The organism is Mucilaginibacter paludis DSM 18603 (assembly GCF_000166195.2).
GTDB lineage: Bacteria > Bacteroidota > Bacteroidia > Sphingobacteriales > Sphingobacteriaceae > Mucilaginibacter > Mucilaginibacter paludis.
The window spans coordinates 721,238-733,916 of sequence record NZ_CM001403.1 but is presented as its reverse complement, the minus strand read 5'-3'; the positions used below and the strand labels follow the sequence as shown (position 1 = coordinate 733,916).

The 12,679-nt window shown below is 39.8% G+C and carries 15 protein-coding genes and 1 pseudogene; 10 read left to right on the top strand and 6 right to left on the bottom strand.

Annotated elements, in window-relative coordinates; translation table 11 throughout:
• The first annotated feature begins 318 nt into the window (after positions 1–318).
• Positions 319–906, top strand: a complete 588-nt coding sequence (locus MUCPA_RS03140) for a Crp/Fnr family transcriptional regulator (RefSeq protein ID WP_008504391.1) — start codon at positions 319–321, stop codon at positions 904–906.
• A gap of 68 nt (positions 907–974) precedes the next feature.
• Complete coding sequence (locus MUCPA_RS03135) at positions 975–1,670, top strand: alpha/beta fold hydrolase (protein WP_063747546.1); 696 nt, start codon at positions 975–977, stop codon at positions 1,668–1,670.
• Positions 1,671–1,864: 194 nt separating this feature from the next.
• Here the strand turns inward: MUCPA_RS03135 and MUCPA_RS03130 are convergent, their stop codons facing one another.
• The 4 genes and pseudogenes from MUCPA_RS03130 to MUCPA_RS03120 form a co-directional block, all read right to left on the bottom strand.
• The gene (locus MUCPA_RS03130; protein ID WP_008504389.1) at positions 1,865–2,728 is read right to left on the bottom strand and encodes an SDR family oxidoreductase; all 864 of its coding nucleotides are present in this window, start codon (positions 2,726–2,728) and stop codon (positions 1,865–1,867) included.
• Between the two features lie 79 nt (positions 2,729–2,807).
• Positions 2,808–2,972, bottom strand: a pseudogene (locus MUCPA_RS38770) (Crp/Fnr family transcriptional regulator); the annotation flags it as partial.
• A 96-nt stretch (positions 2,973–3,068) separates the two neighbouring features.
• Positions 3,069–4,301: an IS256 family transposase gene (locus MUCPA_RS03125; protein ID WP_008504193.1), complete on the bottom strand. Its 1,233-nt coding sequence runs from the start codon at positions 4,299–4,301 to the stop codon at positions 3,069–3,071.
• A gap of 98 nt (positions 4,302–4,399) precedes the next feature.
• Positions 4,400–4,909, bottom strand: a complete 510-nt coding sequence (locus MUCPA_RS03120; protein ID WP_157543799.1) for a hypothetical protein — start codon at positions 4,907–4,909, stop codon at positions 4,400–4,402.
• Between the two features lie 427 nt (positions 4,910–5,336).
• On the opposite strand from MUCPA_RS03120, the gene MUCPA_RS03115 reads away from it, so the two are divergent.
• From MUCPA_RS03115 to MUCPA_RS03080, 8 genes are all read left to right on the top strand, one after another.
• Positions 5,337–5,795: a hypothetical protein gene (locus MUCPA_RS03115; protein WP_008504387.1), complete on the top strand. Its 459-nt coding sequence runs from the start codon at positions 5,337–5,339 to the stop codon at positions 5,793–5,795.
• Between the two features lie 109 nt (positions 5,796–5,904).
• Entirely contained in the window at positions 5,905–6,495 is a 591-nt protein-coding gene (locus MUCPA_RS03110; RefSeq protein WP_008504386.1) for an RNA polymerase sigma factor, read from the top strand.
• A 6-nt stretch (positions 6,496–6,501) separates the two neighbouring features.
• Positions 6,502–7,128 (top strand): helix-turn-helix domain-containing protein, encoded by a 627-nt coding sequence (locus tag MUCPA_RS03105; RefSeq protein ID WP_008504385.1) that lies wholly within the window; start codon positions 6,502–6,504, stop codon positions 7,126–7,128.
• Positions 7,129–7,740: 612 nt separating this feature from the next.
• Positions 7,741–8,031, top strand: a complete 291-nt coding sequence (locus MUCPA_RS38110) for a hypothetical protein (RefSeq protein ID WP_040625683.1) — start codon at positions 7,741–7,743, stop codon at positions 8,029–8,031.
• The gene (locus MUCPA_RS03095) at positions 8,028–9,584 is read left to right on the top strand and encodes a recombinase family protein (protein WP_008504379.1); all 1,557 of its coding nucleotides are present in this window, start codon (positions 8,028–8,030) and stop codon (positions 9,582–9,584) included. Before MUCPA_RS38110 ends, MUCPA_RS03095 begins: the two co-directional genes overlap by 4 nt.
• A 140-nt stretch (positions 9,585–9,724) precedes the next feature.
• Positions 9,725–9,988, top strand: a complete 264-nt coding sequence (locus tag MUCPA_RS03090) for a DUF6934 family protein (protein ID WP_008504377.1) — start codon at positions 9,725–9,727, stop codon at positions 9,986–9,988.
• Positions 9,975–10,208 carry a hypothetical protein gene (locus MUCPA_RS03085; protein ID WP_233276836.1) on the top strand — a complete coding sequence of 78 codons (234 nt, stop codon included), beginning with the start codon at positions 9,975–9,977 and terminating at the stop codon, positions 10,206–10,208. The genes MUCPA_RS03090 and MUCPA_RS03085 overlap by 14 nt, the downstream gene beginning before the upstream one ends.
• Before the next feature lie 28 nt (positions 10,209–10,236).
• Positions 10,237–11,034 (top strand): Fic family protein, encoded by a 798-nt coding sequence (locus MUCPA_RS03080; protein ID WP_008504373.1) that lies wholly within the window; start codon positions 10,237–10,239, stop codon positions 11,032–11,034.
• A 417-nt stretch (positions 11,035–11,451) separates the two neighbouring features.
• On the opposite strand, the gene MUCPA_RS03075 is transcribed toward MUCPA_RS03080, so the two are convergent.
• Both MUCPA_RS03075 and MUCPA_RS03070 read right to left on the bottom strand, forming a co-directional pair.
• A complete protein-coding gene (locus tag MUCPA_RS03075; protein ID WP_008504372.1) occupies positions 11,452–11,814 on the bottom strand; it encodes a hypothetical protein in 363 nt (120 codons plus the stop codon).
• On the bottom strand, positions 11,795–12,547 hold the full coding sequence (locus MUCPA_RS03070; RefSeq protein ID WP_008504371.1) for a hypothetical protein: 753 nt from the start codon (positions 12,545–12,547) through the stop codon (positions 11,795–11,797). The genes MUCPA_RS03075 and MUCPA_RS03070 overlap by 20 nt, the downstream gene beginning before the upstream one ends.
• Positions 12,548–12,679: the final 132 nt, after the last annotated feature.

The window sequence follows — 12,679 nt, the reverse complement described above, 5'->3', positions numbered from 1 at the left end:
ATCCAGTTCGATATTAAAATTAGATATTCAGGACCCGTTGATCACCTGATTCTGAAATTACGATCAATTAGCTCCCGAACACTTTGACCAAATTAATCTCTTGAACATCAAATTAGATTCTGTCATCACAAACACAACGTGTGGTCTAAAGCCTACGGAATGAACTGATCAAGGCTTCCGGAATATGCACTTAGGTCTTAAAAATTAATTTGAGTTAATTTTTAAGACCGTTTCTCTTATTATATTTGAAAGGCACATGAATTTAGGTTCCGTTTTCGCAAAAATCTGATAAACAGGCTAATTAACCAAATAAATTGAATGAAACACGAATTATCTGACTGGTACGAGCGACTCAAAAAGAAATACCCGAAAGTAACTGAAGCCGAATGGACTTTACTCGATCACCTCGCTACCGTTAAAAATATCAGAAAGGGTGATTCATTTCTGAAACACGGTAAGGTTGCCCGGTATTGCGCCTTTGTCATTTCAGGAACTTTTAAATTTTCTATTCAGGACGGGGAAGGTAATGAGAAGATCATTAGGTTTGGTTTACTGAATGATTTCCTCGCAAATTGTGAAAGTTATAATAAGAAGGCACCATCTGCGGTAAGTATTACGGCGCTGGAGGATGCCGTGATTCTAAAAATTAATATCAAAAAATTACAGCCTCTTTATGACCTTCATTTAAACCTGCTGCATGTCAACCTTGATTTGTACCGTGAGATTTCAGAGCAGCAATCTGAACATCAGCATATTCTGTCTCTAAAAAGCCCGCTATGCAGATATCGTTATTTGCTGGAGCGCCGTCCCTTGATTATACAAAAAGTGACGCTGACCAATATCGCTAAGTATCTATATATAAGCCGGGAAGCATTGAGCCGGGCAAGATTATCCGTATCCAAATAGCCTAAACGATTTTGTGACTGTGATCACAAATCGGGTTGCACGCAGCCGGTACCTTTGGAGTAAAAAAGATGAAGCACAGCATGATTTTGCTCCACGGACTTTTTGGCGGATTAAGTAACTGGACAGCTCTAATTAAGCATTTTGAACACCGCTTTGATATTCATGTTCCCGAATTGCCCTTATATGAAAAATATGAGGTCGATACCGTCGAATATCTGGTTGACTTCTTGGGTTCGGTAATTACCGATGCTAAACTTGAAAATATCATATTGGTGGGAAATTCCCTGGGCGGACATATTGCCATCCGGTATGCTCATCGATATCCTTCAAAAGTCACAAAGTTGATCCTGACCGGCAGTTCCGGTCTTTATGAGAATACGCAATTCGGAAGTTTTCTTAAACGAAGCAATTTTAATTATATCAGGGAGAGAGTTGCCGCAACATTTTATGATCCCGCCGTGGCTACGGTTGAACTGGTCGCTGAAGTTATGGCGACCACCACGAATCTGGCTAAATGTTTTTCGATCATTAAAGCTGCCAAATCAACGAAAAAGGATAATGTGCTCATGATCCTTCCAGAAATAAAAACGCCAGTATTGCTGATATGGGGAAATGATGATCAGATTACGCCCCCGGGTGTTGCCTGGCAATTTAAGGACAACCTGCCATACTCCACTTTAATTATGCTGACGGAATGCGGGCATGTGCCTATGATGGAAAGACCGGAGGAGTTCAACAAGGCGTTGGAAGAATTTATTTTCTAACCGCATCAATAGGAAACTACTTAGGTCATTTCAGTTTGAAAATTCTGCACTTCCACTAATCGAATTCATGGAGGTGCACTGACTATATATTTCGCAACCGTCGTCGTATAACCCAAAACGCCCATCCACCTAATAGGTGAGATTGGCGTTGTCGATAAGGTTATTAATTATACTCCAGCTTTGATGATAATCTTTTACACCAACAGGTCTTCCATCCCGAATGCCGTCAATACTTTTTCGAATTCAACTTTAACGGCATCATTGGCCCTTTTAGTGATATCTCCTGTTGAAGAATCAACAACAGTCCTTAATGGCCTTTGACCTTTTGGCAAATTGATCAGGTTTACTATCGCATCCGCAACTTCCTGAGGATCTGGCTTTGCAGTTTCAAACATTTGTCCAATGGCTGCGAACATTTTATTGGGAACATCAGCGATTGCTTGATATTCGCCAGCAACTGATGCATCCGAACCAACCTGCATCTTTTGGGACATTTCTGTAGGGAAAGCGCCTGGTTGAATGATGGATACATCCACGCCTAAAGGTCTTAATTCATAATGCAAGCCTTCGCTTAAACCTTCTAAAGCAAACTTTGAAGCACTGTATACCACAGAAAAAGGTGCGGAAAATCTGCCATATCCGCTTGAAACGTTAATAATCAGGCCTTCTGATTGTTTGCGCATAAATGGCAATACTAATTTTACCAATCTCCACGGGGCGAAGACATTGATATTAAACATCCGCTGGACATCTTCAGTAGTAGAACTTTCGGCTACACCGAACATCGCGGCCCCTGCATTGTTGACCAAAACGTCAATCGTTCCTTCTTTTGCAATGATCGCATCAATAGCTTTTTTTACACTTGTTTCATCAGTTAATGACACATCCAAAACAGTAACATTTTCTATCTGTGCCAGGGCTTTTGCTTTGTCAGCATTTTTACCTTCGGTATCTCTCATGGTAGCATAAACTTTATGCCCCAAAGCCGCAACGGACCTGGCGGCAAGCCATCCGAAACCGCTATTTGTTCCTGTAATTAAAACAACTTTTTTGCTCATTTTTTTTGTTATTTAAGATAATGATGCAAAGGTTGGTATCTAAAAATTGGAACCATTTACCATTTGGTAAAAAGCAATTTCAACGGATATTTTTTCTTATCCTACTTAATGACTGTTGGGTGATCCCGAGGTAAGAGGCGATATGAGAAAGAGGAATACGATTGACAAGGCCAGGGAATTGTTCAATGAAGGATAAATAACGGGTGGTCGCATCTTCTGAAACTAACGGGCTCCTTCTTTCAAGGGAGTGTAAACTAAACTGTGTCAACTAAAAATAAACTTGTTATTGTTTAAGATGTTGAAATGTGGGAAACTCCTTCAGTTTCCCACATTTCAACATCTATCCGTTATTTAGGTGACCAGCTATCCTATCGCCAAACATAATGTAGAGTTGAGATAAAGTCAAACTCCAGTTGTGCATCGGCATTGTCCATTTCTCAGAGATATTCTGGACTACCAGATATACCAGCTTTAACAAGGCTGTATCTGATGTGAATGCGCCCTTTGTTTTAGTTACTTTGCGTACCTGGCGGTGAAAGCCCTCAACCGCGTTAGTTGTGTAGATCACTCTGCGAATGTGTGCATCATACTTAAAAAAAGTTGACAGGTTTTCCCAGTTATTGTACCACGACCCGACCGGAACCGGATACTTTTTAGCCCATTTTTCATCCAGGGAAATCAGATTTTCGTAGCCCTGTTCTTTATTAATGGCTTGGTAAACCGGCTTAAGATCAGCCATGAATTTCTTCTTGTCTTTCTCGGCAATATAGCGCAAGCTATTACGGATCTGATGAACAACGCAGGTCTGTATCTCCGTTTTTGGAAAGATGGCTGCTATGGCCTCGGGAAAGCCTTTTAAACCATCTATGCATGCAATTAGCATATCCTGCAAACCACGGTTCTTTAGATCGGTCAAAACCGATAGCCAGAACTTAGCGCCTTCGCTTTCTGATAAATACATGCCTAACAGATCCTTTTGCCCACGAAGGGAAACACCAAGAATATTGTAAACAGCCCTGGTAATTACGCCGTTGCCTTCACGTACTTTATAGTGCATACAGTCCAGGTATACAAATGCATAAACCGATTCCAGTGGCCGCTGCCGCCATTCGTTCATGGCTGGGATAACTTTGTCTGTAATAGAGGATAAGGTAGTTGCAGAGATATCCATTTGATATATTTCCATGATATGTTTGGAAATATCCCGTGTGCTCAGGCCAAGCCCATACAAGCCGATTACCTTCTCTTCCAGTTCTTCGGTTATAATCACTTGTCGCTTTGGTAACACTACAGGTTCAAAGCTGCCAGACCGGTCCCGGTTGCTTTGCAGATCAAATTCGCCCGAAAGGCTCTTAACTCGTTTCGTGATTTTACCATTAAGGCGATTGGATAAGCCTGCGGCTTTTTCTTCCTGTAGATGGGTTTCTAGCTCGCCCTCAAGCGCTGCTTCTAAAAAATGTTTCAGTAAAGGCGCAAAGATGCCCTTTTCTCCGTTAAGGGGTTTACCAGCGTACATCCCCTTGATCGCCTCTCGTTTGAAACTTTCAAAATCGAAATTGTTGTTTTTGTTCATTCTACTATGTCTAAGTTAAAAATTCTATCCAAATTTTTAACTGACACAGTTCATTTTACAGTCTCGGCGATTCCCATTATCAGGCGAGATAGAGAGTTTTATTGTTTTCTTTTATAAATAAATACTTTTCCATTTTCTCTCAAATCAGCTCTTTCCAATAAATTCGATTCTGCATAAATTCTGCCGAGGGCCTTGGACACACTTCTAATATTGAATATATTATTGTATTTTTTGTATTTCTTGGTTTCATTAACATATGTAACAATTTCTTTAGACCTCGTCCAATCGTCCATCAAGCTTTCATAAATAATCTTTTCTTTTAAAATAGCAGTAACACTATTTTCTTTGGCCTTAACAGTGAAGAACTTGTCATTCTGTATATTTTCATCATAAAATTTCTGAATAGTTGGGATATTCAGAGGGTCTTTTATTTTAATCGCTTTTGGAAGAAATAGCAACCCTGCTTCTATGCAGAAAAAGTCGGCAATTTTTCCAGCTGTCTTACTGCTTATTGAAGCCTTGCCATTTTTTATAGTTCTTGCGTGATTTAACGAAATATTAGCACCGTGAGAGAATCCAACTATTGTAAGCCCTGCTTGTTCAAGCATCAGAGTAAGGTTTTGTCCAACATTTAAAGATCTACTATTATCATTTTGCTGCGTCATTCAGCAAAATGAATTATATAGTGTACGACATTATTAACGAAATATTTGTTTTTATGTACCCTACTGTTTATCTTTACGTAATCAAACTTAATTTGTAGAGTATCGAGTAAACTAAAAAAACATAACGAATTATCCAGGCATTTGGATACCAGTACTTGCTCATGAAAAATGTAGGAACTTTTCTAAGCGTGCAAGTTACAGGAGATAAGTGCCCATTTATTATCTTTGTACAACATTGATAATGATGGGCCCCTCTTGTGCGTACGCTCAGCCCTCCTACAGGCTTCATGAACGCGCAGAGGGATACCCATCATTGTTACACATATGAGTTCTCTGTTTAATATTGCTCCAAAAGCCTAATTACAGAGAAATGAGACAAGCCAAAACCACATTCATTAATTTAATAAGGGGAATCTTTCTCGTAAAGAAAAGAGATGATTTTGCGGTTAATTTGTTACCCCTCATAAAGCCTATATCTAAGCTTGCTAAACAGGAATCCAATTCCTCTCATCTTGTTTCTAATCCTGCTAAAAATCTCACTCAAAAGGAACAGCCATTCGTCCCTAACATTAATGCCAGCCCCTTTAAACCAGCCGGCTTCTCCCCGGAGGAGGCAGCCGTAGACGAGTTTTTTAGCAATGTTCAGTTTGAGCAGGTTAAAGACGAACTCAACAGGTGGTTTTTTTTCGGACTTGCAGGCCATGGTAAACAGATTGCCGATCTTACGCCCGAACAGGTAGAATGTTTCAAAAGAGAACTGCCGCAATTAATCTCCGCATTATATAAATATCACCGTTCTACAAGAAAGGAGGCCGGTAATGACGCTTAACTCCTCATCTTTTAGCTTTCCTGTTCCCGCCATTGAAACTTTTTGGTCTGGCAGGGCCACAGAATATCAACTACCCACTGATCCTTCAATCTTTTAACTGAAAGAAGCCATGACACGAAAAGATTATCAAACCCTTTCCGATGCTGAACTGACCGAACTGCTGAAAGCCTCCGATCATGCCGCTTATACAGAAATCTACCGGCGGTACGCTAAAACGCTTTATGTGCATGCTTACAAAAAGCTACAGAACGAAGAACTGGCCAAAGACATCATTCAGGACTTGTTTACTTCCATCTGGCATAAACGAGATATTTACAATATTCCAGGTGGAAATCTTGACGGGTATTTATACAGGGCTATGAGAAACAGGATATTTGAATTTTTCTCCCATGAAAAGGTAGAAAGGAAATATCTTGATTCATTACAGGCCTTTATCAAGAGCAATCATAGCCCCACAGCGGATTACCAAATCCGTGAAAAACAATTACAGTCCCATATTGACAAAAAAATCGCAAAGCTAACCCCTAAAATGAAGGTGATATTCGAGTTAAGCAGGAAGGAGCAGTTGAGCTATAGTGAAATCGCAGCGCAATTGAACACTTCGAAAAATAATGTCTCCAAACAAATTAGGAATGCTCTCAAGATTTTAAAAACGACGCTGAACATTATTATCTTTATCTATCTCCTCTTCAAAGCTTAAGCCGTGATGCAAGAAAAGCATAGCACGATAACATTTTATGTGGACATGATCTACAGGCTGCAAATGAAACGTATCGCGGCTGGCTATACGCAGGAAGAGTTATCTTTTCTACTCGGTTACCCTCCGGATCAGGTCGGCAGGATTGAGCGTTTTGATACCGATGCCTTAGTTTATTTAACCGATCTGAACCGCCTTGCAATAATTTTTGATTGTGAGCTTTTGGCATTAGCACCGGGCTACCCTGTATCACAACAAAAGATTGAAATCCTCACGGATCATGACCAGGATTCATTTAGAAATTATTACAGCATTTACCGGCTCGGTGCAGTAGATCAAAGCGAACTACTTTACAAAATCATGGAAGACAGGCCTGAATTTGCCTGTCAGCTAAAGGACAAGGAAGCCATTCAAGTTAAAATTAAGGAATTGATCAGCAGGTTAATTACCGGCGGAAGTTTCACCAAAGGAATGGAAGCCTGGGATATTTACCAGTGTAGCCGCGGAAAAATGCAAAGGCGATACCCGCCCCGATTACTACAGGAGGTATTGCAAAAGTATGTTTCCGGCGACCGGCCCCGACTGGAGGCCAGGACAGTAGAAAAACGCGTGACCTACTACGTTAAGCAAGGCTGAACTGAAGAATCCCCGTTTAAAAAAGAGTGTTTTCCCTTTAATATATCTTTGTTCAATTCAATGCCGGTGTTGGTTCCAACATCGGCTTGCTTTTAGTCATTCAGCCCTTAGCCCAATTTACCAAACCTGCGGTATTTTCTCCTTACAAACGCATGAGATTACCATTGATTATTTTACTGCTTTTTTCGGCTGATTAAACAAACATTTTCAGGCACTTTATAGGGGTGAGTTCCGAACCCCGGCAAGCCCCTGCGGCAGGCAGCAAAGATTTGTTTGTGGACAAACGTACATCTTTGCTGAACGCTGTCGCGTTTAAAAATGCGCCTTACCGGCGGCTTTTCAGAACCTGTGATTTGTTATAAAATTGACGGTTTAAAAGATGAGGTTTAAGGCTTGGCCTTGTCGTTTTTTTGAAGGTTTCCAGTAACTCGAAACAGCCATGAAAATGGTGGATTTTATTGGCGAGTCTGTTTCGTAACTTTTCTGAGCTTCGCCGTAATTGCCCATCATAATACATAAGGGGTAGAGGTCTTCTTTTGCTCTGAAATATATTCGCTATGCTTTTGATTGTCAGAATCTTAAAGCTTTTGATGCAACACCATCAATTTTGCATTGGCCTGCCTTATAAAAAAAATCTCTTTAATTATTTGTTTCATAGCTATTTATGATAAAACTCCCGGAAGTCAATTAGACTTAGCCTATCATTCCGGCGCATTGAACAGCTTTGCTTTTAAGCAAAGGAGATCAGATATGTTGCCGGATAAAAGATCAATAACTCCTGAAAAAGCAGTCGAAATACTGAAAAAACACGGTACGGAGATCACTGTAGATCAGGCTAAATTAATGTTGGATTTCCTGTATAAATTCGCTAAATTGGCATTAGATCAAGTATTTAAGCGATGAAAATAGCGGATTTATACATCAGGGTGAGTACCGACGAGCAGGCCGACAAGGGTTATTCCCAACGTAGCCAGGAAGAGGTTTTAAGGAGATATTGTGAGTTTCACCATATTCAGATCAGGAAAGTGATTTTGGAGGATCATTCCGCTAAAACATTCAATCGCCCTGCCTGGACTACGCTGTTAGCCGACCTGCGTAAAACCAAAGGACGGTTCTCCGACCTTGTTTTATTTACCAAATGGGATAGGTTCAGCCGGAATGCCGGTGATGCTTATCAAATGATCAGCACTTTAAAAACATTGGGTATTGAGCCGCAGGCCATAGAGCAGCCTTTAGATTTATCCATCCCTGAAAATAAACTCATGCTGGCTATCTATCTTTCTACACCTGAAGTGGAAAATGACAGGCGGGCGCTAAATGTATTGCACGGGATGCGCCGGGCCAGAAAGGAAGGCCGCTGGATGGCATCCGCACCGATTGGCTATAAGAACGCTGTCACGGAAAACGGAAAGAAGCGGATTGTTCCTAAAGAGCCGGAAGCTTCTATCTTAAAATTCAGCTTTGAGAAAATCGCTACCGGTCAGTTCTCTACCGAACAGATCTGGAAAGTTGCCCGCGAAAATGGCTTAAGATGTGGAAAGAACAATTTTTTAGTGGCTATGCGCAATCCTGTTTACTGCGGAAAGATCACTGTACCTAAATACAAAGATGAGGAAAGTCACATTGTTCCCGGTTTGCATGAGCCTTTGATTTCCGAGAGTCTTTTTTATGACGTACAGGAGGCGATGGACGGACGCAAGCGGCAGCAAGGTACAAAGATCATGTCTAAGGATGAATTGCCGTTAAGGGGCTTTTTATTGTGCTCTAAATGCACGAGAGTACTTACAGGGAGTGCTTCAAAAGGCCGGAAACAATATTATTACTACTATCATTGCTGTTCAAAATGTGGTTGTCGTTATAAGGCTGAAGAAGTAAACCAGCTATTTTTTGATGAATTGCAACGTTATGCTCCTAAGCCCGGTATAGCTGAAATTTGTAAAAAGATCATTCTCGACGTTTATGAGGCCGATTTTGCAATTAAAGGCGATGGCAGAAAAGAGTTGCTTGAAAAAATTGAAGAATTGAGTAATAAACAGAAGAAGGCGCGTGAATTATTGCTCAAAGGCGATTTGGACGGCGTGGAGTACAGGGAAATCAAATTAGAGTGTGAAACTAAAATAAACGCTTTAGAAGCCAAATTAGGCGACTTTTCTAAAAGTAACATTAGTATTGAGCATGACCTGGACAGGGCTATAAAGGCACTGACTTCGCTTTGCGGTCTGTATAGTTTAGAGAATATGAAACTAAGCCGCGAACTCATTGGTTCGATGTACCCCGAAAAATTCACGTTAGAAAATCTAAAAGATCGAACCGCTCGGGTTAATGAAGTTGCTGAAATTATTTACCTGATTTCCAGTGAATTAGAAAGTAAAAAAGAATGGGCAAGTGACGAATTTTCGTCCTTGCCCACTTGGGTGCGCCCACCTGGGCTCGAACCTAATCTTGTATATCGTTGAAAAACAATGAATTACAAAGTTTTCGTCGTTTAAGGTAGTTACATAGGTAACACGCCCTGCCGACTAATCAAATATACTATTTATAGGAAAAACAAAGGTGTTATATTGACATTTTTTCTAAAAGTTAGTTGTGATTTACGATGAATTGGGAGCGCTATAATTACTACACTAATAACTATCAGGCCTATGAATTTTTTAGTGAAGGGCCCAAAGGGCGTATTCGGAAACTGGTTGTCTTTACCAAGATACCCGATACTGATCCATCGATATACAATTTAGCTATTGGTGAGGCCCATCCGGTTACGGGTAAGATAGATGACGAGATTATCAGTAATAATAGGGATAGAGACATTGTTCTGGCGACATTGGCAAACACTATAGCATCTTTTTATGGTTATATTTGATTTAAGATATTTGACGGGAGGACTCATGGCTACTATCACAAAACAAACTTCAACTGAAAAAGGATTTGGCTCCGCAATTTTAAGCGATCAGGTTAAAACTCATGCAAATGATCCCTTTGTAGTTAAGAAGGTAGCTAAGGCAATGGAAACATTAAAAAAGTGGGATTGCCCGATGCCCCATCCATCCAGGCCTTTAAAGAGTTACGTTGACAAACAATAATTTATAACTATTTTCGCATTATAAAGCAATGGAATTAGTTAACCTCATAAAAAAGTATAATGACCTTCAAATAAGCGAAGTGATTGACCATGATCGATTTAACCTGATTGCTATTGATCATCACTCCACGCGAATCGAGGGGTCAACATTAACCGAGGTGGAAACACAGGTTCTGATTAATGAGGGCCGAACGCCCAACGGGAAACCGTTAGAAGAAAGCTTAATGGTAACTGACCACCATGCAGCCTTACTTTTCACGATTGAAAATGCAAAAGCAAAGAGAACTTTAAGCATAGCTCTTTTACAAGAGATCAACGCTTTGGTTATGAGAAACACCGGCAAGGTATATAATACTATGTTAGGTACTGTGGATTCTCGAACTGGTGCATTTAGGAAAGGAAATGTTACTGCGGGTGTTTCCTATTTCCCCAATTTTGACAAAGTAGAACGCTTGACTACGGATTTGATAAAAAAACTAAATGAAGCAATAAATTCTCCTTTGTCTATAGCGGAGCAATTAAATCTTTCCTTCGACGCGCATTTCAGCCTTGTCAGCATACATCCGTATTATGATGGAAATGGCAGGACATCACGACTATTAATGAATTATATTCAAGCCTATTATGATCTACCTTTAGCAATCGTACGGAGTGAGAATAAAGCGGCCTATATTCAGGCGTTAATTGATACCCGTCAAAAAGAAAATATCGAAATATTTAGGGAGTTCATGGCTGGAGAATATGCGTTTTTACTTACTCAGGAAATTGAAAAATTCGAGGAAATGAAAAAGCCATCAAAAGGCAGGGGATTTACTTTCCTGTTTTAGTATTTTCAATTAGATAGATCTTAATAGATTTTTGGCGACAACATACGCCATTGATCTAATGCGCATGAAACAACATGCAAGCAATCAAGTTTTGTCCGATTCGGTAGCCCGCCGCGATCTGGATATATTGTAGCAATTCAACTTACTTTACAATAGTGCTCTGGAAAAGAGCATTATTTGCTGTTAAAATTGACCCTTATAGGCTACCGGTTCCGTTTTACAAAAAGCATCATATCGACCTGACAACTGAAACATTTTAGGGTCATCTCTAAAATCGAATATTCTGTACAAATGAAAATTTCTTTCATTATGCGCATTAATACTTTTGAAAATCCACCTAATAGAAAGCCCCTCTTTTAAGCGGGGCTTAAATTTTTTGTTTATCTGCTATCGGATATAAATAAAGTTTGATTTAACTTAAGCTTGTGATGAGACCTCTTTGGATAATTCTTTGAAAAGATCTTTAACACGTTTAGAGGGATGAGGAAAATAGCTCAATAGCATTGTCTCATAGATCGCGAAGTAGTCCATCTTTTTTATTGGCGTGGTTGTACCTGAAAAGCTGATGAAAATATTACGATTGATATCTTCTCCAAGAAAAGCTTTATAATCCGCATCGCTAACCTGATACGCTTCTAAGGCTTCTTCATATGAAAAGTCGTGGTCTTTGACACTTTGACGGACAGCCATGCATCGTTGTTCCAATTGCTGAGCAGCGTCACCAATCAATGTTTCCCCGATATATCCTGATTCTGTATATTTATTTCTGTCCAGTAACATAATTAGTAAATTTAGTTAAAAGTTCCGGATTATTCAAATCAATTTCACCATGCCAATGACTACTCCTTAAGATCGATTCCATTTCCGGGATATGGCTCCACTTATTTATCGGAAAAGCTTTGCCCTGGGGCTCGACAGAGTAATAATTATCAAATATCTGCTTCACTTTACCGAACACATCCTTCTGCAAAGTCAATTTAGCTGATGCCAGTATGAATGAAACTTCTTTTTTATCAACTGCAACAAAATGTGCTCTCGCCCAAACAAAACCACCATCTGCAAGAGCCGCATGAACTTTTATAAGATCAACGCCAATATTAAGATATTGTTGCAAACCGTAATTGAGTATCGCTCTCCCGTGACCTCCTTTGCGGAAAGCTTTAGGAATTCGGAAAAAATCATGCACGGCGATCTTACCAGAGACATCCTCAATCAACGTCCTGGAAAGGGCAAGGCCATTGTTTATATCATCGCTATCTTCTGAAAAATACTGTATCACTAACTCAAACGGATCAGTCTCATTATAGCTAACTACTTTTGTTAATTTCTTCGTCGACATTGGTTTTAGCATATCGTCAATTTCTTTAAGAAATTTTAAAAGTTCCAAGCCTGGAAAATGGGATTTTATAAAGTCGGTCAACGCCAATTTAACGCCCGGTGCATATATCACATATCCCAGCGCCTCGCAAGAACGCAATTCTACTTCATCAACAATATGTTTAGTTCCAGACATTGATCAGGCTTTTATTAGTTAAGCAAATATAGCCAGTTGGATATTAATTGCACGATAAGTATCGACCGCTTGTCTATAATATCAAACCAAAAAGAATTTATAATAGGTAAAGCATTTAACCAAACTTTTTAA